The following is a 21,124-nucleotide window of genomic DNA, read 5'->3' on the forward strand; positions in this document are numbered from 1 at the left end:
ACCGGCCCGATTTGAACCCTTCACGCGTCCCCCGCGACAATGGTGAAAACCTGATGTCACGGAGTGCTCCGGCATGCGTACGCGTTGTTCCGCGCAGATCTCCAAAGTCTCGCTCCGCACTTTCCTTCTTGGCGCAGCGGTCAGCCTTGTGCTTGCCGCCCCGGCATCCGCCGCCGATTGCGTGATGGGCAGCAAGGCGGCGCCGGCGGACATCGTCTCGGCGTGCAGCGCCATCATCGACCAGACCTCAAATCCGAATGCCGACCGCGTCGCGGCGCTGCTGGTTCGGGCCGATGCCAATGCGCGGACCTCCGGCGGTCTCACGCAGGCGCTGCGGGATATCGACCGCGCCATTGCGCTCGATGGCAAGAATGCGCGCGCCTGGCGCCTGCGCGGCGATCTGCTGCGTGAGGCGGGCGGCGATCTCAACCGCGCCACGGCCGATCTCAGCAAGGCGATCGAGCTCGATCCGCAGGATGCCGAAGCCTACGAACTGCGCGGCGTCGCCTACACCAACCAGCGCCGGCTCGACCGGGCGCTTGCCGATTACGACAAGGCGATCAAGCTGAAGCCGGATTATGCGCAGGCCTGGTCCGACCGCGGCGCGACCTTCTATCTCAATGGCGACAACGACAAGGCGGTCGCCGATCTCAGCCAGGCCTTGCTGCTCGATCCGAGCCGGGCGCGCAGCTACACCAATCGCGGCGCGGCCTACAAGAAGCTCGGCCAACTCGACAAGTCGATTGCCGACGACAGCGAGGCGATCAGGCTCGATCCGAAGGTGCCGGAATATTACGACAATCGCGGGCTCTCCTATGCCGCGATGAAGGACTACGACAAGGCGATCGCCGATTACGACCAGGCGCTGCGGCTGGTACCGCGGCCGAACTTCTTCACCAATCGCGGCGATTCCTACCAGTTCAAGGGCGAGTTCGGCGCCGCGCTCAGCGACTACAATGACGCGCTGAAGCTCGATCCGAATTTCGCGAAGACCTACAACAACCGCGCCGTGCTCTATACCAAGATGGGCGACCGCAGGAAGGCGCTGGCCGATTACGAGACGGCGCTGCGGCTTGACCCCGGCAACACCAACGCCGCGGACGGCCGCCGCACCATGATGGCGGAGATCGCGAAGTTCGGCGCCGAGCCACCGCAGCCCTTGGCTGCGAATTCCGGCAACGGCCCCTCATTCGATTGCGCCTCCGCGAAGCGCGAGGTGGAGAAGGTGATCTGCGCCGATCCGCAGCTTGGCATGCTCGACCGCCAGCTCGCCGAGGCCTATGAGCGCGTGCTGAAATCGATGAGCCGGCGCTCGGCCGCCGACTTACGAAAATCCCAGCATGATTTCCTCGCCACCCGCGACGCCAGCTTCCGCCGCCCCGGCTACGATCTGAAGAAGGTCATGCAGGACCGGTTGCAGCGGTTGAACGCGATGGAGGGGTAGGCGCTTCTCTCGTCGCCTCTCCCCGCGCGGGGCGGGGGAGCGCAGCCGCTGTCCCTCCTCCAAAAGGCCCATCCTTTTCAGCTTGAACCGCGGCCCGTTCCCGGGAAAATAGTCCTCAAACAAGGGCCGGCACTTGATCCCTGTCATGGCGGGACTGATGTCCAGCCGCCAGGTCAAGGCGAGGCCAATAAGGGAACGGGAGCGCGGGAATGAACGTCCGAGGGAACGGCGACGGAAAGAGTGCCTATCACGAGGTCCATGCGCGCTCGCTGGCCGATCCCGCGGGCTTCTGGGCCGAGGCGGCGAAGGAGATCGACTGGATCGAGCCGCCGAAGACAATCTTCGACCCCACCCAGGGCGTCTACGGCCGCTGGTTCGCCGGCGGCGTCGTCAACACCTGCTACAACGCGCTCGACCGCCATGTCGAACGCGGCCGCGCCGACCAGGTCGCGCTGATCCATGATTCGCCGCTGACCAATTCGGTCACGAAATTCACCTATGCCGAGCTGCTGGCCGAGGTGCAGGCGCTCGCTGCCGTCATGCAGGACTTTGGCGTCGCCAAGGGCGACCGCGTCATCCTCTATATGCCGATGGTGCCGGAGGCCGTGGTTGCGATGCTCGCCTGCGCGCGCATCGGTGCGGTGCATTCCGTGGTGTTCGGCGGCTTTGCCGCAAAGGAGCTTGCGACCCGCATCGACGACGCGCAGCCAAAGCTCATTCTCTCCGCGAGCTGCGGCATCGAACCCGGCCGCATCGTGCAGTACAAGCCGCTGCTCGACGAGGCGATCAAGCTGGCGTCCGCCAAGCCCAAGGCCTGCATCGTGCTGCAGCGTCCGCAGCTCACGTGCGACCTCATGCCGAAGCGCGACTATGACTGGGCGAGCCTGCGCCGCAAGGCGATGAACGACGGCAAGAAGGCGCCTTGCGTGCCCGTTGCCGCGACCGATCCGCTCTACATCCTCTACACGTCGGGCACCACAGGTATTCCCAAGGGCGTCGTGCGCGACAATGGCGGGCACCTGGTTGCGGTGAAATGGTCGATGTTCAACCTCTATGGCGTCAAGCCGGGCGAGGTCTGGTGGTGCGGCTCCGACATCGGCTGGGTGGTCGGCCACAGCTACATCATCTACGGCCCGCTGCTGCACGGCGCGACCTCGATCATGTATGAGGGCAAGCCGGTCGGAACGCCCGACGCCGGCGCGTTCTGGCGGGTGATCAGCCAGCACAAGGCGGTCGCCTTCTTCACCGCGCCGACCGCGTTCCGCGCCATCCGCAAGGAGGACCCGGAAGGCAAGTTCATCCGGCAATACGATCTGTCGACATTCCGCACACTGTTCCTCGCCGGCGAGCGTGCCGATCCGCCGACGGTGGAATGGGCGGAACAGCAGTTGAAGGTGCCTGTCATCGATCATTGGTGGCAGACCGAGACCGGCTGGTGCATTGCCGGCAACCCGATCGGCCTCGGCCCGCTGCCGGTGAAGCACGGCTCGCCGACGGTGCCGATGCCGGGCTACCAGGTCGACGTGGTGGATGAGGCAGCGAAGCCCGTGCCGGCGAACACCATGGGCTCGATCGTGATAAAACTGCCGATGCCGCCGGGTTGCCTGCCGACGCTGTGGAATCAGGACGAACGCTTCAAGGAGGCGTACCTCACCGAATTCCCCGGCTACTACAAGACCTCGGATGCCGGCTACAAGGACGAGGACGGCTATGTCTTCGTGATGGGCCGCACCGACGACATCATCAACGTGGCCGGCCATCGTCTCTCCACCGGCGGCATGGAGGAGATTCTGGCGTCGCATCCGGATGTCGCCGAATGTGCCGTGCTCGGCGTCAAGGACGCGATCAAGGGCGAGGTGCCTTGCGGCTTCCTGGTGCTGAAAGCCGGCGTGAAGCGGCAGCCCGCCGAGATCGAGAAGGAGATCGTCGCACTTGTGCGCGACCGGCTCGGCCCCGTCGCCGCCTTCAAGCTCGCGATCACCGTCGGCCGCCTGCCGAAGACGCGCTCGGGCAAGATCCTGCGCGGCACCATCAAGAAGATCGCCGACGGCGAGGCCTGGACCATGCCCGCCACGATCGAGGACCCCAGGGTGCTGGACGAGATCGGCGAGGCGCTGAAGGGGCGGGTGTGAGGCCTTCGACAAAAACCTGAGAGCCACGTCACTTCCGTCTCCGTGTGCGTTCTCTCAGACAGCTGCGAGCCGCAGCTGTGCGGCGCTTTTGACGCTTGATGTACAATTTTGAGTTGTGATATCGTGCTTCGGTAATTTCCGACGGCAAGTCGTTCGATTTTTTGAAAACTCATTTCAGCAGGAGGCAGGAATGCCCAAATACGTTCTGGTCAATCGTCGTGCCGGAAGGTTTACCGAGCAAGCCAAGCTGGCCTCGCGAGCATCGATCGCGAGTGCTTTGTCGCTGGTCCCAAACAACGCCATTCTCGATGACCGCGTTCCCTCGGACAAGCTCGCGCGCCGGGTCGCCGTGCTTGATCTCGACGAGGCCGAAGCGACCAGGCTCGCAAGCCAGGTGACCTCCGACGTTGTCCTCGAACCGCTTATCATTCGCAAGCTTCATCACAGAAAGCCTGCGGAGTTGCGCAATGCAACGCTCGTGACCACCGCCGCCGCAGTAGCGGCAGGCGCAGGCCGCTATCAAGTCACGATCATGGGCGGCGGCAAGCCGCTTGGCGACATCGACGTGATGTTTTATGTCGCCGACCCGTTCGGTACCATCACAACGATTACGGCGCGAGCGTCCGCCAACGGTCAGGCTTCGGTTGCTCTCCGTCCGGGAGACCGCATCAGCTTCGTTGAGCCCATTCCCTATTCCGGCTTCTGGATCATGCTGGCAGAAGCGCCGCCCTCAGGATCGACTATCGATTGTACACCGGTGGCGCCGGCGCCGCCGGGCGGTAAGGCCTGGTGGCACACGGTCACAAAAACTGGCGCCGCGACCGACGGCAAGGGGATCAACGTGGGCGTTATCGATACAGGTTGCGGCCCTCACCCGAATCTCCAGCATGTCACGCTGGTGGGGGCATTCGTCGACGGCGGCGCACTTCCCGCCGCGCAAGCGGTTGATGTCGCGGAACATGGGACCCACACCAGCGGTATCGTCGGTGCGCGGCCACAACAAGCTGGCGACTACATTGGCATGGCACCCGGGAGCAATCTGTTCCATGCCCGCGTATTCAAAGGGGAAGGGCCGGACGATGGTCCGAGCCAGGCGGACCTCATCAACGCCATTGACGCACTATCGCGCGATCACCAGTGCGATCTCATCAACATGAGCCTTGGCGGCGGCCCGCAATCGGGTGCGGAGGAGGATTGCATTCGCGACGCTCTGGAGCGCGGCACGCTGTGCATCTGTTCCGCCGGAAATGACGGCGGTTCGGTGAATTTCCCTGGTGCCTACCCCGAATGCGTTTCTGTTTCTGCGATCGGGCAAGTTGGTTGGGCGCCGGCGGGGACTTTTTCGGCAGGCAATCGTCCGCGCGAGCCGGGAAAGATGGGGCGGGACAACCTGTTCCTTGCTTCGTTCTCGAGCAATGGTACCGGTCTCGATGCGACCGGGCCGGGTGTGGGGATCGTTTCGACCGTACCCAATCGCGCCGGTGCCACCGGCCTCTATATGGAGATGGACGGAACGTCGATGGCGAGCCCGGCCGTCTGCGCAACCCTCGCCGCAATTCTATCCAGAGACAGCGCCTACGCCGCTCTTCCGCGCGATGCGTCGCGATCCAAGGCAGCCCGGCATCTGCTCGAAGCGAATTGCGTCAGCGTAGGTTTGGCGACTACTCTGCAGGGGTTCGGCCTTCCTGTTGTGGATGATAGCCATGCCCAAGTTTCTAGTAACGTTACGGCGGGATCGACGCCAAAGCCAAAGCGCAAAGCCCGCAGTTGAGGCGGTCAAGCCGTTTCCGGACGTATCGGTCGAACAGGTTCATTCGACCGACATGGTCACTGTGGAGGCGTCGGATGCGGCGGCACAGAAGCTGAAGGACGCGATCGGAGACGATTTTTTCGTCGAACCCGAGATTCGGCGTTCCCTTCACTGAGGGGGCGATTGGACGCGGCCGTCCGCTTTTGGCCGACGGTCGCGGTGTCCCGTCAACAGTCTTAGAAATCCCGCATTTGGATTCTTGAACAGGGCGCGCTAATCATCCGCGATGATTGAAGGATGCGTTATGTTCAAGACCAGCGGGCCGCGCCTGCTTGCAGCCGTTGTGCTCGCCATCGCTCTCTCCGCCTGCTCGGCGCGCTACCAGACGCCGACGGCGATGGGCAATGACGACGACGATGCGGTGTGCCAGAGCCGCGGTTACGCTCAGGGCTCGCCGGAATATGTGGCCTGCCGCAAGGACCGCGACGTGCAGCGCAGCGCCGCCATCTCACGCGCCGATCGTCGCCAGCGCGATCTCGGCGAATACATGCTGAACCACCCGTAACTCACCTGTCGTCCCGGCCTAGCGCGCGCGCTAGGCCGGGACGACAGCGGAGAATGTGGTCGCAGCACAAACAAAAACGCGGCAGGTTTCCCCACCGCGTTTGCATCTGACAACGAAAGAAAGAGCGAGGACTACTCCTCCTCTTCCTCGTGCTTCTTGCCGCCGAGGGTCTTGAGCTTGGCGAACACGGCGTCGACGTTGAGGTCGTCGCTCGACTTCTCGGACGGTTCGTACTCGTCCTTCTTGGTGGTCTCGGACGCCGGCAGCAGGGTGGCGCCGCCATAGGCCGCGTCGATCGGCTTCTCCTTCGCCGCGCGCGCCACTTCGAAATCGAGCTCGATCTGCGAGCAGAGGCCGAGGGTGACCGGGTCGATCGGGGTCAGCTGCGAGGTGTTCCAGTGGGTGCGGTCGCGGACGCTGGCGATCGTGCTCTTGGTGGTGCCGACCAGGCGCATGACCTGGGCGTCCTTGAGCTCCGGATGGCTGCGCAGCAGCCAGAGGATGGCGCTGGGGCGCTCGTGGCGGCGCGACACCGGGGTGTAGCGCGGGCCCTTGCGCTTGGGCTGGGGCGGCAGCACCACCTTGCTCTCCTGGAGGCGGAGCCGGTAGTCCTGGTTCCTCTCGCCCTTCTCGATCTCCTCGCGGGTCAGCTGGCCGTTCGAAATCGGGTCCATGCCCTTGATGCCCTGCGCGGCGTCACCGTCGGCGATCGCGCGTACCTCGAGGGGGTGCATCTTGGTGAAATCGGCGACCTGGTCGAAGGTCAGCGCGGTGTTGTCGAGCAGCCAGACGGCGGTCGCCTTGGGCATCAGAGGTGCGTTGCTCATGGCAAATCTCCTTTGTGCTTCGCCCACCCCTCTGGAGGCGAAACCGGTGGTCATCAGCGATGACAGGGAATTCGCGCTATATAAGCCCGGAGGGGGTAGCCACGCAATGGTTCTGCTATAGATAGTGCCTTGACAGCGCCCGAAAGGGGGCCCAATTCCCTCTCAAGTCGCTATAACGTCCAAGCCGACCGTTTTAGGCCCTTTTCCATCCATCGACCGTCCCCCGCCAGAAGGCGAATGGGTGATTCGGTCCCGAGATCGCTCAATGTCAGCCAAACCAGACCTCAAGATCGTGCTTTGTTCTCCCCGCGGCTTCTGCGCCGGGGTGGTCCGGGCGATCGACACCGTGGAACGGGCGCTCGATAAATACGGCGCCCCCGTCTATGTTCGCCATGAGATTGTGCACAACAAATACGTCGTCGACGGGTTGAAAAAGAAGGGCGCCATCTTCGTCGAGGAGCTGGCGGAGATCCCGGAAAATACCACCGCGCCGGTGGTGTTCTCGGCCCATGGCGTGCCGAAGTCGGTTCCGGCCGATGCCACGTCCCGCAATCTGTTTTCGCTCGACGCGACCTGTCCGCTGGTGACCAAGGTGCACCGCGAGGCCGCGATCCACTTCAAGCGCGGCCGCGAGATCTTCCTGATCGGCCATTCGCATCATCCCGAAGTGGTCGGCACGCTCGGCCAGTTGCCGGTCGGCGCCGTCACCCTGATCGAGACCGCCGAGGACGCCAAGACCATCTCGCCGAAGGATCCGAACAACCTCGCCTTCGTGACCCAGACCACGCTGTCGATCGACGACACCGCGGAGATCGTGGCGCTGCTCAAGGAGCGCTTCCCGAACATCAACGGGCCGCACAAGGAAGACATTTGCTACGCCACCACCAACCGCCAGCTCGCGGTGAAGAAGGTGGCGCCGGTGGTCGACGCGCTCATCGTGGTCGGCGCCCCCAATTCGTCGAACTCGCAGCGCCTGCGTGAGGTCGCCGAACGCGAAGGCTGCAGGATCGCGGTGCTGGCGCAGCGCGCCGCCGACATCGACTGGGACAAGTTCGGCAACATCGCGAGCCTCGGTATCACCGCGGGTGCGTCGGCGCCGGAAGTGATCGTCGAGGAGATCATGGACGCATTCGCCGAGCGCTACACGCTGCATGTGGAGACGGTCTCGGCCGCGGAAGAGAACGAGTTCTTCCCGTTGCCGCGCCAGGTGCGCCCCGAAGCCGCCGCCGAGTAGACCTTTATGGCGGTCTACACCGACGTTGCCGCCGACGAGCTTGCGGATTTCCTGAGGCAATACGATCTCGGCGAGTTGCTCTCCTACAAGGGCATCGCCGAGGGCGTCGAGAACACCAACTTCCTGCTGCACACCAGCAAGGGCTCGTTCATCCTCACGCTCTATGAGAAGCGCGTGGCGAAGAACGACCTGCCGTTCTTCCTCGCACTGATGACGCATCTCGCCGAGCACGGCGTCAGCTGCCCGCTGCCGGTGAAGGCGAAAGACGGCGAGGCGCTGCACGAGCTGCAGGGACGGCCGGCTGCGATCATCACCTTTCTCGAAGGCATCTGGCCGCGCAAACCGAACGCGACCCATTGCGCCGGCGTCGGCGAGGGGCTGGCGAAGATGCATCTGGCCGGCGCCAATTTTGCGATCAAGCGTGCCAACGCGCTGTCCGTCGCGGGCTGGCGGCCGCTGTTCGATGCCGCCGCGCACCGTGCCGACGAGGTGCAGCCGGGCCTGCATGCGTTCCTCGCGACCGAGCTCGATTATCTCTCGGGTGGCGTCTGGCCGACCAATCTGCCCGAGGGCGTGATCCACGCCGACCTCTTCAACGACAACGTCTTCTTCCTCGGCGACAAGCTCTCGGGCATCATCGACTTCACCTTCGCCTGCAACGACATGCTGGCCTATGACGTCGCGATCTGCCTGAACGCCTGGTGTTTCGAGCCGGATCATTCCTTCAACGTCACCAAGGCGCGCGCCTTCCTCAACGCCTATGGCCGTGTGCGAAAGCTGTCCGAGGCGGAAGAGGCTGCGCTGCCGCTGCTGGCGCGTGGCGCTGCGATCCGCTTCCTGCTGACGCGGCTGGTCGACTGGCTCAACGTGCCGCCGGGCGCGCTGGTGAAGCCGAAGGATCCGCTGGAGTATTTTCGCAAGCTGCGCTTCCACCAGAGCGTCTCCAGTGCGCGCGACTATGGGCTGATGCCGTCAGGATTGGTCGCGTGAGCGAGCGTCCCGTTGTCACGATCTATACCGACGGCGCCTGCTCGGGAAATCCCGGGCCCGGCGGCTGGGGCGCGATCCTGAAGTTCGGCGACAAGGAAAAAGAGCTGAACGGCGGCGAGCGCCACACCACCAACAACCAGATGGAATTGATGGCGGCGATCTCCGCGCTCGAGGCGCTGAAGAAGCCGTGCAGCGTCGATCTCTACACCGACAGCCAATATGTCCGGCAAGGCATCACCGGCTGGATCCATGGCTGGAAGCGCAACGGCTGGCGCACCGCCGACAAGAAGCCGGTCAAGAACGTCGAGCTATGGCAGCGCCTCGATGCCGCGCTGAAGGCGCATGAGGTGCGCTGGCACTGGGTGAAAGGCCACGCCGGGCATCCGGAGAACGAGCGGGCGGACCAGCTCGCGCGCGACGGGATCGTGAAGGCGAGGACGTAAGCGCGGGTGGCGGAGTAGGGCGCGCTGTTGGCGCTGTGGCCCAACTGTCATCGCCCGGCTTGACCGGGCGATCCAGTATTCCAGAGACAATTGTGATTGAGCCGAGACGCCTCGGCGTACTGGATGCCCCGCCTTCGCGGGGCATGACAGTGTCTCTTGCCGCTAAGAGATGCTCAGAGCTGCCCCAGCAGCGTATCGCCGCCGGAGACCTCGACCTTGCCGGGCATGGCTTCGAGGTTCAGCTTCTTGACCACGCCGTCCTCGACCAGCATCGAGTAGCGCTTGGAGCGGATGCCGAGGCCGTTGCCGGAGGCATCGAGCTCCATGCCGATCGCCTTGGCGAAGTCGGCATTGCCGTCGGCGAGGAAGATCGCCTCGTCGCGCTGGTCGGTGTCGCGCTTCCAGGCGTTCATGACGAAGGCGTCGTTGACGGAGACGATCGCGATGGTGTCGACGCCCTTGTCCTTCATGGCATAGGCGTTGAGGAAGATGCTCGGCAGATGCATCTTGTGGCAGGTGCCGGTGTAGGCGCCGGGCACCGCGAACAGCGCCACCTTCTTGCCCTTGAAGATATCGTCGGTGGTCTTCACCTGCGGGCCTTCCGCCGTCATCACGCGGAATTTCGCCTCGGGCAGCTTGTCGCCAGTCTGGATCGCCATCGTCAGTCTCCCTGAAAATCGGTCCCGCTTTGTAGACCGTGCGGCCGGGAGGCACAATATTGCCAGCGCGGGAAGCAGTAAGGGCCTCAGCCCTTCACCGTTATGTCATCAGCCGGCAAAACCGCCGCCGTCGAGGAAAGCCTGTTCGTCAGCCGTGGTTTCGCGGCCGAGGACATTGTTGCGGTGAGGGAAGCGACCGAACCGGCGGATGATCTCGGTGTGCTCTGCGGCCGATTTCTGGCTCTCTTTGTTGTCGGTCCCGCGAAACAGCGAGACGCAATGCTCCTGGTCGCCGAGATGCTCGGAATGCATCAGCGGCATATAGAGGAATTCGAGCAGGGCAGGATCGACCCTGCCTCCGGCGCCCCTTTCGATGGCGCGCCGGGCAATGTCGAGCGCCAGCGCGTCGCTGGAAAAGGCCGCTTGCGTACCGCGAAACATATTGCGGGGAAACTGGTCGAGCACGATGAGGAGCGCCAGCGTGCCCTCATCGCTGGCCTCCCAGGACGCCAGCCGGCCGGCAGCGGCCTGTTCCCACACACTGAGATAGCGACGCCTGACCTCGGCGTCGAAAGCGTCGTTGCGCTTGTACCAGGCGTCGCGACCGGCCTCGCGCCAGAAGGCGAGAATGCCGGCTGGCGCCACGTGAGAGATCTCTGACATCAGCAAAAGACGGCTTACGCCGCCTGGGCCTTCTTCTCGTCGCGCAGCTCGCGGCGCAGGATCTTGCCGACATTGGTCTTGGGCAGGTCGGCACGGAATTCGATCTGCTTCGGTACCTTGTAGCCGGTGAGCTGCTCGCGGCAGAACTTGATGACGTCCTCCGCCGTGAGGTTCGGGTCCTTCTTCACCACGAAGGCCTTCACCGCTTCGCCGGACCCGCTGTCGGGAACGCCGATCACGGCGCATTCCAGCACGCCCGGATGGCTCGCGATCACTTCCTCGATCTCGTTCGGATAGACGTTGAAGCCGGAGACCAGGATCATGTCCTTCTTGCGGTCGACGATCTTGGTAAAACCCTTCTCGTCCATCACGCCGATGTCGCCGGTGCGGAAATAGCCGTCCGCAGTCATGACCTTCGCGGTCTCCTCCGGCCTGTTCCAGTAGCCCGACATCACCTGCGGGCCCTTGGCGCAGATCTCGCCGGGCTGGCCGAGCGGGACTTCGTTGCCGTCGTCGTCGCGGATCGAGATCCAGGTCGAGGGCACGGGAATGCCGATCGATCCGGAGAATTCGGTCGTGGTCGCGGGATTGCATGTCAGCGTCGGCGAAGTCTCGGACAGGCCGTAGCCCTCGGCGATGAAGCAGCCGGTCACGTTTTTCCACTGCTCGGCCACCGGGCGCTGCACCGCCATGCCGCCGCCGTTCGATATTTTCAGCTTGGAGAAGTCGAGCTTCTTGAAATCAGGATGATGCATCAGGCCGTTGTAGAGCGTGTTGACGGCCGGGAAGCTGTTGACCTGGTATTTTGCGAGCTCCTTGACGAAGCCCGCGATGTCGCGCGGGTTGGGGATCAGGAGATTGCAGCCGCCGGCGCGCACCGCGAGCAGGTAGCAGGCCGTCAGTGCGAAGATGTGATAGAGCGGCAGCGCGCAGACGATCATCAGCTGCTCGACATGCGGCGGCGCATTGAGTGCCGGCTGCAGCCAGGCGTCGTTCTGCAGCACGTTGGCGACGATGTTGCGGTGAAGCAGCGTGGCGCCCTTGGAAACGCCGGTGGTGCCGCCGGTATATTGCAGGAAGGCGACGTCGCCGGGCGACAGCTTCGGCTTGTTGAAGGTCTGGCCACGTCCGGCCGACAGCGCGTCGTTGAACGAGACCGCGCCCGGCAGCGACCAGGCCGGCACCATCTTCTTGACGCGGCGGACGACGACATTGACGATCACGCCCTTGAAGCCGAGCAGATCGCCCATGCTGGCGACGATGACGTGCTTGACCGGCGTCTTCGCGACCACCTGCTCGACGGTGTGCGCAAAGTTCTCCAGCACGATGATCGCTTCGGCGCCGGAATCCTTGAGCTGATGCTCGAGCTCGCGCGGGGTGTAGAGCGGATTGACGTTGACGACGGCAAAACCGGCGCGCAGCACCGCGGCGGTGGCGACCGGATATTGCAGCACGTTCGGCATCATGATCGCGACGCGCGCGCCGCGCTGCAGACCGCGACCCTGCAGATAAGCGGCGAGCGCCAGCGACATCTGGTCGAGGTCGCGATAGCTGATCGCCTTGTCCATGCAGATGAACGCCTTGCGGTCGGCGAACTTGGTGAAGCTCTCCTCCAAGAGGTCGACCAGCGATGCGTATTGCGTCGGCTCGATATCAGCGGGCACGCCGGGCGGATATTGCTTGAGCCAGATGCGCTCCATGGAAACTCCCCTCTCTTATACCAGAGCCCGTTGTGTCTCGGGCTTGCCTCATTGCCGGCAGTATCGAGCCTGCCGGAACGGCTGGCAAGCGGTCGAGGCTTAGGGCAAAGGCCGGAGAGTGGCTACTGGAATCGTCGCAAGTCGCTGCCGCATGTGCGAAGTGCGGCTCGCGCGTCAACGGGACTGCAGTGTTAACCTAGCTGTTGTTGGGCGCGGGCTTCGGCTTGGTGGCCGCCTTGGGCTTGGCGGGCTTTGGGGCCTGATCGCCGCTCGCCGCCGGCTTATCCGCAGGCTTGGCCGCGGCGTGCTTGCTTGCCGTCGGCTTTGCCGCGGTCTTGGCATCCGTCTTGGCAGCCGCGTCAGGCTTGGCGGCCGCCGGTTTCGCCGCGGCCGTTTTGGCATCGCTGCCGGTGTCGGGCTTCTTGGCGATACGCGACTTCTTGCCACGCGCCTTCGGCGGGGTCTGCTGATCGCTGTCGGCCGCGACCGCCGCGACCAGGGCCGCGCCGGTGCGGGTCGGGCCGGTGTAGACCACCACGGGCTCTGCAGCTTCCGGGGCCGAGGCCATCAGCTCGGACGCCTTCATCAGCGGCGGCTGGAGGCCGGCGGTGAAGAACGTCACCGGGGCGGCGCCGCCGGTTAAGGAGCCGCTGCCGGTGCCGTTGGTCGCGATCAGCGCATCGTCGTCGTCACTGGCCGGCCGCTTGCGGTGACCGCCGCACATCTCCTCGCGCAGGTTCGGCGGCGAGGCGTCGACAGGCACGAGGTTCTCGACGGTGCCGAGCGAGGGTCGCAGCCACGACAGATTGTCCTGGCTGAAGCCGCGCTCCAGCAACTGCGCCGCCTTCACCGCGCGCGCGGTGCCGGAATTGGCGCCGAGCACCACCGCGATCAGGCGGCGGCCGTTGCGCGTCGCGGAGGCCACGAGGTTGTAGCCGGAGGCGCAGATGAAGCCGGTCTTGAAACCGTCGGCACCGGGATAGCGGCCGATCAGCTTGTTGAAATTGCCGGTGACGCGCTTGCCGAAGCGGATCGCCGGAATGTGCACGAAGTACTCGTATTCCGGCAGGTCGCGCAGGAACGAGCGGGCGAGAATGCCGAGGTCGCGGGCCGAGGTGACGTGTCCGTCCGCAGGCAGGCCGTTCGGATTGACGTAGTTCGTCTGCGTCATACCGAGCTTCTTCGCGGTGTCGTTCATCATCACGGAGAAGCCGTCGATCGAGCCGCCGAGGCCTTCGGCGAGCACCACGGCCATGTCGTTCGCCGACTTGACCATCATCATCTTCAGCGCGTTGTCGACGGTGAGCTGTGTTCCCGGACGGAGGCCCATCTTCGAGGGCGACTGCGAGGCGGCCGTCGGCGACACCGTCAGCAGCGTGTCCAGCGTGATCTTGCCGTCCTTCACCGCCTTCAACGTCACATAGGCGGTCATGATCTTGGTGACGGAGGCCGGATACCAGGGGATCGTGGCGTTGTCCGCCTGCAGCACCTTGCCGGTGTCGGCTTCGATCAGAAGCAGCGCCTCTGCGTTTGCGATGCGCGGTGCGAGCAGCGCGCCGACTGCGAGAGCCGCGGCGAACAGGTTGAACAGGGGCTTGCGAAGCAGCGGGCGAAAGGCGTGCACTATCCGATTCCGGTCCTTGGAGATCCGCCGGTTCCGGTCTGGATCTCGTGATCTCTGTTCGGTTCTGAAATCCAGCGCCGCCGCTCGCGGCAGCGCAAACCTATACCGGCTCTTGCGTCGAGAATAGGGGCTTCGGCCGGGTATTCCGCAACGAAATAGGCCGAATTTCGACGGTGCTGCGGGGACTAGCTAAGGGGATTTGGCGGCAGAGGCCGCGGCCTCGGCGGCAACGCCAGCCTTTGCATGTTCCTGCACCATGAACTGGGCCTTGGCGAGCTCGGCAAAATGGCCGCCTTTGGCCACGAGTTCATCGAAAGTTCCGCTTTCGATCACCCGGCCGTTCTGGAACACCAGGATCCGCGTGGCATTGCGGATGGTGGAGAGACGGTGGGCGATCACGAAGGTGGTGCGGCCCTTCATCACTTCATCGAGAGCAGCGTTCACCTTGGCCTCGGTGACCGCATCGAGCGCGCTGGTCGCCTCGTCCAGGATCAGGATCGGCGGGTCCTTCAGCAGCGCCCGGGCGATCGACAGCCGTTGCCGCTCGCCGCCGGACAGCATGCGGCCACGCTCGCCGGCGTTGGTCTCGAAGCCGCCGCTGCGTTCGATGAATTCGATCGCCTGCGCGCGCTCGGCGGCCTTGCGCATCTCGGCCTCGGTGGCGTCAGGCTTGCCGACGCGCAGATTCTCGGCGATCGAGCGGTTGAACAGCAGCGCTTCCTGGAACACGACTCCGATGTTCCGCCGCAGCGATGTCAGCGTGACGCCGCGCACGTCCATGCCGTCGATCCTGATGATTCCGGATTGCGGATCGAAGGCGCGATGCAAGAGCGCAATCGCGGTCGATTTGCCGGCGCCGGTCGGGCCGACCAGCGCGATGGTCTGGCCGGGCAGCGCGGTGAAGGAGAGATCCTCGATCGCCGGCCGCTTGCCGTCATAGGAGAAGGTGACGTCGTTGAACTCGACGAGGCCGGAGAGGCGCCCCGCATCGATCGCGTCGGGCCGGTCGTGCACCGCGGGCACGGCATCGAGCACGTTGAAGAACTCGCGCAGGCGCGGCGCTTCCATGAACACGTTGTTGATGAAGCTCACGACCTGCTCGAGCTTCTGGATCAGCAGCGTCGCGAAGCTCACGAACATCACGATCTCGCCGACCGAGGTGAGGCCCTGGTCGTGCAGGGCGATGCCGAGCGTGAAGATCGCGAGCACGGTGATGGTGGTGGAGGCGCGCGTGATCACGGTGACGAGCGCCCACCATGACAGCACCGGCATCTGCGCCGCGAGCAGCTGGTCGGCGACCGAGCGCAACCCCTGCACCTCGGACTCGACGCGCACAAAGCTCTGCACCAGCGCGACGTTGCCGAGCGCGTCGGAGGCGCGCGCGGACAGCTCGCTATACTGCTCCTCGACCGCCATCTGCATGCCGAAGGTCTTGCGCACCACGAAGGTGGTCAGCGCGGTGAAGACGACGCAGAGCACGAACAGCAGGATCGCCAGCCGCCAGTTCAGGTACAGCGACAGCGGCAGCAGCACCACCACCGACAGGATGGCGGCAAAGTGCTCGCGGAAGAAGCCGAGCCAGAGCCGCCACAGCGCGTCCGTGCCGTTGAGCATCACCTTCATCAGCCGGCCCGAATGCGTGCCGGAATGGAACGTCAGCGGCAGTTGCAGGATGTGCTCGAAATAGCTGGTCAGCACCGCCTGGCGCTGGCGGTGGGAGAGACGGTCGGCCTGCAAGGCCACCAGCGCGCTGCAGGCGATGGTGAACAATCCGAACGCGACCCATGCCATCAGGAATGGCCAGGCCGAGTTCGAGCCCGCCACCGTCTTGCCGGAGAGCACATCGACGATCCGGCCGAACAGCACCGGCTCGGCGAATTGTGAACCCGCCAGCAGGAGGTTGGCGAACGCCAGCAGCCAGCCAAGGCGCGCCTCCTTGCCGAGCAGCTCGAGAACGCGGGTGTAGAGACGGAGGATGGGCATGCGGGCGAAGAACTCGGGCGGGTCAGGGAGCCGATATTCTAAGCAGGGATTGCCCGCGAGATACAGCAGAAGCTGCCGGTTTTGCTCAATTGATGAGCCGGCTTTCGACCGGCGGCAGGAACCGGTCGTCGAAGATGTCGCCCGCCGCCGGACGCTTGCGGAATCTGAAATCTTCCGCGATCTGGTCGATCGCGCGTTCCAGGCGTGCCGGGTCGACGCCGCCGAGGCCGTTACGCCGGACCTCGTCGGTCAGGATGTTGTCGGCGAGCACCGTGCGCAGGCGCGCGAGCTCGAGGTCGCGGTCGCCGTCGTCGATGCGGCCGGCCGCCTCGTCCGCCGCGCGCGCCGGCTCCTTCGCAGTTGCGTTGATGCCCGCGATCAGCGCGCGGACAAAACCTTTCACCGCATCCGGCTTCGCCGCAGCGAAGGCGGGATTGGCGACGACCGCAAAACCGTAGGCCTCGCAGCCATAGTCGGCATAACGCAGCACGGCGAGGTCGTCGGCCGGCACGCCGCGGTCGCGCAAATTCACCGCCGAGAGATAGGAGAAGCCGGCGACGGCGTCGACCTGTCCCGCCGAAAGCACCGGCTCGCGCACCGCTGCGCTCATCTTGAAGAATTTCACGCGCGAGACGTCGATGCCGTTCTGCCGGGCCAGCGCCGGCCACAGCCGGATCGACAGATCACTGTCGGCGACGCCGATGGTCTTGCCGTCGAGATCGGAGAGCAGATGGATGCCGCGGCTCTTGCGGGCGACGATCGCGTAAGGCGCGCGGTTGAACAGCACGAACACCGCCTTGACCGTCGGCGCGTCGGCCTTGTCGCGAAAGCGAATGAGCTCGTTGATGTCGACGAGCGCGAGCTCGCTATCGCCTTTCGCAACGCGCGCAAGTGCCTCCGGCGAGCCGGCCGCGCTGTTGAAGGAGACGTTGAGGTGCTCGGCGCCGAACTGGCCGTCCTTCGCGGCCATGAAGAACGGCGCCATGCTCGCATCGACCGGTCGGTCGAAGGTGAGGTGGATTGCCACAGACGGCGCGGCGCTCTCGGTCGCATGGACGTCGCGTGCGGCAAGCACGAGCGAGAGGACCAACAGGACGTGAGAGACGATCGTCTTGATTCCAACCATCGGTCGCGCCGGTTCCGCATTGTTGTGGTTTCGTGACGCTCGCAGCGCCGGCCGCGGACAACTCTGATCGCCTCAACCTGAACGGTAGATGAGCGGTGGTTGCGTCATGATCACGCAGCCCCATTCATCTCCCGTTCGGGTTGGGGAACCCAACATGGGCTGCGGGTGTTTGGAAGACATGAGCCTGTCTCGAGGCACCAATGACGGTCCCAAGGAGGGTCCCAGCGATGTTTGACCGATTTTCGAAACTTGCCGGCCGCAAGGCCGTTCTCGCCACCGCCGCGGTGCTGGCGCTGACCACCGTCGCCCCCACCGCATCGTTCGCAGGCGGTCGCCACTGGCATGGTGGTGGCGGTGCGGCCTTCGCCGGTGCAGCCATTGCCGGCGCCATCGGCACCGGGCTTGCGATCGCCGCGACCCGTGACGCCTACGCCTACGACGCTCCGGCTTATTACGGCCCCGGTCCGGTCTATTACGATGAGGGCCCCGTCTACTACCATGGCCCGTACACCGGCCCGGGCAGCCGCGAATACCCTGGCAATGGCAGCGTCGGCCGCGACCCCTTCGCCAGCTGCAGCCGAAGCGGCGCCGGTTGTTGGTAAGTCATTGACCACGAAAGGCCGGCGCGCTTGCCGCGCCGGCCTTTTTTGTCCTTTATTGTCAACCGTTAACGCGTCGACCGTTTGTTTAGAGTAGTTTTGCGTACATGAGTGATTCGCTTGAGCGGCTATATCTGGCTGTGCTCGCGGCCAGGGACCTTGATCCGGCAACATCGCGCACTGCCCGGCTGTTTCAGCGTGGGCCCTCCAAAATGGCGAAGAAACTGGCCGAAGAGGCGATCGAGGTCGTGATCGATGCGGTCAACGGCGACACTGAGGCCGTGGTCCGGGAAAGTGCCGATCTGCTCTACAATCTCACCGTGCTCTGGGCTTCCGCCGGCGTGCGCCCCGAAGACGTCTGGCGTGAAATGTCGCGGCGTGAGGACATGTTGGGCATTGCCGAAAAGCTGCCGAAGTCCCCGGCGAAGCTGCCCAAAGTCGCGTCAGCGGGTATCTCGGCCCGGCGGCCAATTGTCGCCCTCGAAGGCCGCGCGGCGCGCAAGCGGCACTAAATCGTCACAAAACTGGCGATGGACAAATCCGTCCCATGGTGCTTCATCGCGGCGCCATGCTGAAACGTATCTACGACTGGTGCATCGACGCCGCCCACAAGCCTTACGCGCTCTGGATCATGGGGGCCGTGGCTTTCGCCGAAAGCTCCTTCTTTCCCGTTCCTCCGGACGTGATGCTGATCCCGATGTCGCTGGCGCGCCCACAGCGCGCCTGGCTCTATGCCGCGATCTGCACGGCCACCTCGGTGATCGGCGGCCTGCTCGGCTACGCCATCGGCGCGCTGCTGTTTGATTCGGTCGGTCATTGGCTGATCCAGGTCTACGGTCTCGGCGACAAGGTCGATGCCTTCCGTGCCTCCTACGCGGAGTGGGGCGCGGTGATCATCCTGCTCAAGGGCCTGACGCCGATCCCCTACAAGCTCGTCACCATCACTTCGGGCTTTGCCGGCTACAATCTCGTGCTCTTCGTCCTGTGCTCGATCGTCGCGCGCGGCGGCCGCTTCTTCATCGTGGCGATCCTGCTCAACCGCTACGGCGACTGGATCCGTCACAAGCTCGAGGAGCATCTCGGATTGTGGGTGGCGCTCGGCGCCGCGGTGCTGGTGCTCGGCTTCGTGGTGGCGATCAAGCTGATCTAGGCAAGCTGATCTAGGACAGAGATCCGCAACGCTTTCACGCCGCGCCGGCTTCGGTTACGGTTGTCCCTATGATGGTTCGATCCGGAAATCCGGCAGTGCGGCTCGGGACGCTGATCTCAGCGGTGCTGCTGCTCCTGCCCGGTGCCGTCGGGATCGGGTGGGCGCAATCGGCGCCGCCGTCGCTCGGGCTGCAGGAGCAGGGGCCGCAGGCCGCGCCGCCGCCGTCGACGCCCGCGCCTTCTGAAAACCCCGGGCTGATCAATGAAATGGGCAAGCTGTTCGACAAGCTGCCCTCGATCCTGCCGCCGATCAAAAGCCCGAGTGAGACCATGAACGATCTGTCGCGCCTGGCGCGGCCGTCCACCATGGTGTCGGGGCGCGTGGCCTGTCCGGTCTCGTCGAACGGCGGGGCCGACTGCAAGCTCGCAGCCAACCAGCTCTGCCAGAGCAAGGGCTACCAGGAAGGCAAGAGCCTCAACACCGATTCAGCCGAGAAGTGCTCGGCCAAGGTTCTCATTCCGGGCAGGCAACGCAAACCGGATGATTGCCGCACCGATACCGTCGTCACCAGCGCGCTATGCCAGAACTGACGCCGCGCGCGAGCAGCAAGGAGTGCCCATGAGCCGCACGGAGCAGGACTTCCTCGGACAGCGTGAGATCGCCGACGACATCTACTACGGTGTCCAGACCATCCGGGGTAAGGAGAACTTCCACATCACCGGCATTCCCATGAACCAGGAGCCTTACTTCGTGAAGGCGCTGGGTTACGTGAAGAAAGCCGCAGCGATGGCCAACCGCGATCTCGGCGCGATCGACACGAAGGTCGCGGATGCGATCATCCTCGGCTGCGACCGTGTCATCGCCGGCGACATGATGGACCAGTTCGTCACCGACTTCATCCAGGGCGGCGCCGGCACCTCGACCAACATGAACGCCAACGAGGTGATCGCCAACCTCGCGCTGGAATCGCTCGGCTTCCACAAGGGCGAATACCAGCACGTCAGTCCGAACGACCACGTCAATTACGGCCAGTCCACCAACGACACCTATCCGACCGCCTTCCGGCTCGCGCTGATCCTGCGGCTCGAGAGCTACATGACGGCGCTGCGCCAGCTCCAGGAGGCCTTCTTCGCCAAGGGCCGCGAGTTCGAACGCGTGCTTAAGATGGGCCGCACGCATCTTCAGGATGCCGTGCCGATGTCGCTTGGCGCCGAATTCCGGGGATGGGGCACCACGATCGGCGAAGAGGTCGACCGCATCTCGGAGGCGCGCGCGCTGCTGCGCGAGATCAATCTCGGCGCCACCGCGATCGGTACCTCCGTCACCGCGGCGATTGGTTATCCCAAGCTCGCGGTCCGGCATCTGAGTGCGCTGACCGGCGTCGACTTCATTCTCGCCGGCGATCTCGTCGAGGCGACCTCGGACACCGGCGCCTATGTTCAGCTCTCCGGCGTGCTGAAGCGCACCGCGAGCAAGCTGACGAAAATCTGCAACGACATCCGGCTGCTCGCCTCGGGCCCGCGCGCCGGCTTCAACGAGATCAACCTGCCGCAATTGCAGCCGGGCTCCTCGATCATGCCGGGCAAGGTCAACCCCGTGATCCCCGAGGTCGTCAACCAGACCAGCTTCCTCGTCATCGGGCTCGACACCACCGTGACGCTTGCCGCCAGCGCCGGTCAGCTCCAGCTCAACGTGATGGAGCCGGTGATCTCGTTTGCGCTGTTCTTCTCGATCCGCACCATGGAGCGCGCGGTCAACAGCCTGCGCGAGAATTGCGTCGTCGGCATCACCGCCAACGAGGAGCACACCCGCAACATGGTGCTGAACTCGCTCGGCATCGTCACGGTGCTGAAGCCGCTGCTCGGCTACAAGCAATGCGCCGAGATCGCGCGCGAGGGCTACAAGAGCGGCAAGTCGCTGCACCAGATCGTGGTGACCGAACGCAAGCTGCTGACGCAGGAAAAATGGGACGAGATGTTCTCGTTTGAGCGGTTGATCAATCCGGATTTGGTTGGGTGATTCCGTTGCGGCGTTGATGGTGCCACACCTCTCCCATAGGGAGAGGTCGGCGCGCAGCGCCGGGTGAGGGGTTTCGCTTGCTCGTGGACTTGATCCCCTCACCCGAATTGCTGCGCAATTCGACCTCTCCCCATGGGAGAGGTGAAGCAGGAATTCCGCGCGTTGGAATTGCGGTAGCGGCGTCCGCCACGGCGCCAAAACGCAATACTTGACAGT

The 21,124-nt window shown here is 64.5% G+C and carries 19 protein-coding genes; 12 read left to right on the forward strand and 7 right to left on the reverse strand.

Going from position 1 to position 21,124, the window contains the following annotated elements; all coding sequences use genetic code 11:
- Nucleotides 1-73 precede the first annotated feature (73 nt).
- The 4 genes from NLM31_RS04885 to NLM31_RS04900 all read left to right on the forward strand — a co-directional run bounded on the left by NLM31_RS04885 (nucleotide 74) and on the right by NLM31_RS04900 (nucleotide 5,891).
- Nucleotides 74-1,444, forward strand: a complete 1,371-nt coding sequence (locus NLM31_RS04885; protein ID WP_254191638.1) for a tetratricopeptide repeat protein — start codon at nucleotides 74-76, stop codon at nucleotides 1,442-1,444.
- A 209-nt stretch (nucleotides 1,445-1,653) separates the two neighbouring features.
- Nucleotides 1,654-3,576, forward strand: coding sequence for a propionyl-CoA synthetase (locus NLM31_RS04890; protein ID WP_254191639.1), 1,923 nt, complete (start codon nucleotides 1,654-1,656; stop codon nucleotides 3,574-3,576).
- Nucleotides 3,577-3,766: 190 nt separating this feature from the next.
- The gene (locus NLM31_RS04895; protein ID WP_254191640.1) at nucleotides 3,767-5,347 is read left to right on the forward strand and encodes a S8 family serine peptidase; all 1,581 of its coding nucleotides are present in this window, start codon (nucleotides 3,767-3,769) and stop codon (nucleotides 5,345-5,347) included.
- A 283-nt stretch (nucleotides 5,348-5,630) separates the two neighbouring features.
- On the forward strand, nucleotides 5,631-5,891 hold the full coding sequence (locus NLM31_RS04900; protein ID WP_254191641.1) for a hypothetical protein: 261 nt from the start codon (nucleotides 5,631-5,633) through the stop codon (nucleotides 5,889-5,891).
- A 131-nt stretch (nucleotides 5,892-6,022) separates the two neighbouring features.
- Here the strand turns inward: NLM31_RS04900 and NLM31_RS04905 are convergent, their stop codons facing one another.
- Nucleotides 6,023-6,718, reverse strand: coding sequence for a DUF1013 domain-containing protein (locus NLM31_RS04905; protein ID WP_254128178.1), 696 nt, complete (start codon nucleotides 6,716-6,718; stop codon nucleotides 6,023-6,025).
- A gap of 265 nt (nucleotides 6,719-6,983) precedes the next feature.
- Between NLM31_RS04905 and ispH the strand changes: the two genes are divergently transcribed.
- From ispH to rnhA, 3 genes are read left to right on the forward strand one after another with little or no spacing between them, the layout of a single operon-like run.
- Nucleotides 6,984-7,952, forward strand: coding sequence for a 4-hydroxy-3-methylbut-2-enyl diphosphate reductase (ispH, locus tag NLM31_RS04910; protein ID WP_254128179.1), 969 nt, complete (start codon nucleotides 6,984-6,986; stop codon nucleotides 7,950-7,952).
- A 6-nt stretch (nucleotides 7,953-7,958) separates the two neighbouring features.
- Nucleotides 7,959-8,942 carry a homoserine kinase gene (locus NLM31_RS04915; RefSeq protein WP_254191642.1) on the forward strand — a complete coding sequence of 328 codons (984 nt, stop codon included), beginning with the start codon at nucleotides 7,959-7,961 and terminating at the stop codon, nucleotides 8,940-8,942.
- A complete protein-coding gene (gene rnhA / locus NLM31_RS04920) occupies nucleotides 8,939-9,385 on the forward strand; it encodes a ribonuclease HI (RefSeq protein WP_254191643.1) in 447 nt (148 codons plus the stop codon). Before NLM31_RS04915 ends, rnhA begins: the two co-directional genes overlap by 4 nt.
- Before the next feature lie 173 nt (nucleotides 9,386-9,558).
- Here rnhA and NLM31_RS04925 read toward each other — a convergent pair whose 3' ends face one another.
- From NLM31_RS04925 to NLM31_RS04950, 6 genes are all read right to left on the reverse strand, one after another.
- On the reverse strand, nucleotides 9,559-10,044 hold the full coding sequence (locus tag NLM31_RS04925; protein ID WP_007597501.1) for a peroxiredoxin: 486 nt from the start codon (nucleotides 10,042-10,044) through the stop codon (nucleotides 9,559-9,561).
- Between the two features lie 108 nt (nucleotides 10,045-10,152).
- Nucleotides 10,153-10,707 (reverse strand): DUF924 family protein, encoded by a 555-nt coding sequence (locus tag NLM31_RS04930; RefSeq protein ID WP_254191644.1) that lies wholly within the window; start codon nucleotides 10,705-10,707, stop codon nucleotides 10,153-10,155.
- Nucleotides 10,708-10,721: 14 nt separating this feature from the next.
- On the reverse strand, nucleotides 10,722-12,407 hold the full coding sequence (locus tag NLM31_RS04935; RefSeq protein WP_254128183.1) for a long-chain fatty acid--CoA ligase: 1,686 nt from the start codon (nucleotides 12,405-12,407) through the stop codon (nucleotides 10,722-10,724).
- Between the two features lie 196 nt (nucleotides 12,408-12,603).
- The gene (locus NLM31_RS04940; RefSeq protein WP_254191645.1) at nucleotides 12,604-14,031 is read right to left on the reverse strand and encodes a D-alanyl-D-alanine carboxypeptidase family protein; all 1,428 of its coding nucleotides are present in this window, start codon (nucleotides 14,029-14,031) and stop codon (nucleotides 12,604-12,606) included.
- A gap of 189 nt (nucleotides 14,032-14,220) precedes the next feature.
- Nucleotides 14,221-16,014 (reverse strand): glucan ABC transporter ATP-binding protein/ permease, encoded by a 1,794-nt coding sequence (locus NLM31_RS04945; protein WP_254191646.1) that lies wholly within the window; start codon nucleotides 16,012-16,014, stop codon nucleotides 14,221-14,223.
- 85 nt (nucleotides 16,015-16,099) lie between these two features.
- Nucleotides 16,100-17,140, reverse strand: coding sequence for an ABC transporter substrate-binding protein (locus tag NLM31_RS04950; RefSeq protein ID WP_254191647.1), 1,041 nt, complete (start codon nucleotides 17,138-17,140; stop codon nucleotides 16,100-16,102).
- 227 nt (nucleotides 17,141-17,367) lie between these two features.
- Between NLM31_RS04950 and NLM31_RS04955 the strand changes: the two genes are divergently transcribed.
- From NLM31_RS04955 to NLM31_RS04975, 5 genes are all read left to right on the forward strand, one after another.
- Nucleotides 17,368-17,742 carry a hypothetical protein gene (locus NLM31_RS04955; protein ID WP_254128187.1) on the forward strand — a complete coding sequence of 125 codons (375 nt, stop codon included), beginning with the start codon at nucleotides 17,368-17,370 and terminating at the stop codon, nucleotides 17,740-17,742.
- Nucleotides 17,743-17,846: 104 nt separating this feature from the next.
- Complete coding sequence (gene hisE, locus NLM31_RS04960) at nucleotides 17,847-18,251, forward strand: phosphoribosyl-ATP diphosphatase (protein WP_254128188.1); 405 nt, start codon at nucleotides 17,847-17,849, stop codon at nucleotides 18,249-18,251.
- A gap of 35 nt (nucleotides 18,252-18,286) precedes the next feature.
- Nucleotides 18,287-18,889 (forward strand): YqaA family protein, encoded by a 603-nt coding sequence (locus NLM31_RS04965; protein ID WP_254128189.1) that lies wholly within the window; start codon nucleotides 18,287-18,289, stop codon nucleotides 18,887-18,889.
- A 68-nt stretch (nucleotides 18,890-18,957) separates the two neighbouring features.
- Complete coding sequence (locus NLM31_RS04970; protein WP_254191648.1) at nucleotides 18,958-19,479, forward strand: hypothetical protein; 522 nt, start codon at nucleotides 18,958-18,960, stop codon at nucleotides 19,477-19,479.
- A 28-nt stretch (nucleotides 19,480-19,507) separates the two neighbouring features.
- Nucleotides 19,508-20,908, forward strand: a complete 1,401-nt coding sequence (locus NLM31_RS04975) for an aspartate ammonia-lyase (RefSeq protein ID WP_254128191.1) — start codon at nucleotides 19,508-19,510, stop codon at nucleotides 20,906-20,908.
- Nucleotides 20,909-21,124 lie beyond the last annotated feature (216 nt).

The organism is Bradyrhizobium sp. CCGUVB4N, from assembly GCF_024199945.1.
Taxonomy (GTDB): Bacteria; Pseudomonadota; Alphaproteobacteria; order Rhizobiales; family Xanthobacteraceae; genus Bradyrhizobium.

What these genes read in the sequence shown, in the direction of transcription:
- NLM31_RS04970 (WP_254191648.1), top strand. Translation starts at nt 18,958, where the DNA reads ATGATGGTTCGATCCGGAAATCCGGCAGTGCGGCTCGGGACGCTGATC.
- NLM31_RS04900 (WP_254191641.1), top strand. Translation starts at nt 5,631, where the DNA reads ATGTTCAAGACCAGCGGGCCGCGCCTGCTTGCAGCCGTTGTGCTCGCC.
- NLM31_RS04890 (WP_254191639.1), top strand. Translation starts at nt 1,654, where the DNA reads ATGAACGTCCGAGGGAACGGCGACGGAAAGAGTGCCTATCACGAGGTC.
- NLM31_RS04975 (WP_254128191.1), top strand. Translation starts at nt 19,508, where the DNA reads ATGAGCCGCACGGAGCAGGACTTCCTCGGACAGCGTGAGATCGCCGAC.
- NLM31_RS04950 (WP_254191647.1), bottom strand. Translation starts at nt 17,140, where the DNA reads ATGGTTGGAATCAAGACGATCGTCTCTCACGTCCTGTTGGTCCTCTCG.
- ispH (WP_254128179.1), top strand. Translation starts at nt 6,984, where the DNA reads ATGTCAGCCAAACCAGACCTCAAGATCGTGCTTTGTTCTCCCCGCGGC.
- NLM31_RS04935 (WP_254128183.1), bottom strand. Translation starts at nt 12,407, where the DNA reads ATGGAGCGCATCTGGCTCAAGCAATATCCGCCCGGCGTGCCCGCTGAT.
- NLM31_RS04945 (WP_254191646.1), bottom strand. Translation starts at nt 16,014, where the DNA reads ATGCCCATCCTCCGTCTCTACACCCGCGTTCTCGAGCTGCTCGGCAAG.
- NLM31_RS04905 (WP_254128178.1), bottom strand. Translation starts at nt 6,718, where the DNA reads ATGAGCAACGCACCTCTGATGCCCAAGGCGACCGCCGTCTGGCTGCTC.
- NLM31_RS04965 (WP_254128189.1), top strand. Translation starts at nt 18,287, where the DNA reads ATGGTGCTTCATCGCGGCGCCATGCTGAAACGTATCTACGACTGGTGC.
- NLM31_RS04925 (WP_007597501.1), bottom strand. Translation starts at nt 10,044, where the DNA reads ATGGCGATCCAGACTGGCGACAAGCTGCCCGAGGCGAAATTCCGCGTG.
- NLM31_RS04930 (WP_254191644.1), bottom strand. Translation starts at nt 10,707, where the DNA reads ATGTCAGAGATCTCTCACGTGGCGCCAGCCGGCATTCTCGCCTTCTGG.
- NLM31_RS04955 (WP_254128187.1), top strand. Translation starts at nt 17,368, where the DNA reads ATGTTTGACCGATTTTCGAAACTTGCCGGCCGCAAGGCCGTTCTCGCC.
- NLM31_RS04885 (WP_254191638.1), top strand. Translation starts at nt 74, where the DNA reads ATGCGTACGCGTTGTTCCGCGCAGATCTCCAAAGTCTCGCTCCGCACT.
- hisE (WP_254128188.1), top strand. Translation starts at nt 17,847, where the DNA reads ATGAGTGATTCGCTTGAGCGGCTATATCTGGCTGTGCTCGCGGCCAGG.
- NLM31_RS04915 (WP_254191642.1), top strand. Translation starts at nt 7,959, where the DNA reads ATGGCGGTCTACACCGACGTTGCCGCCGACGAGCTTGCGGATTTCCTG.
- NLM31_RS04895 (WP_254191640.1), top strand. Translation starts at nt 3,767, where the DNA reads ATGCCCAAATACGTTCTGGTCAATCGTCGTGCCGGAAGGTTTACCGAG.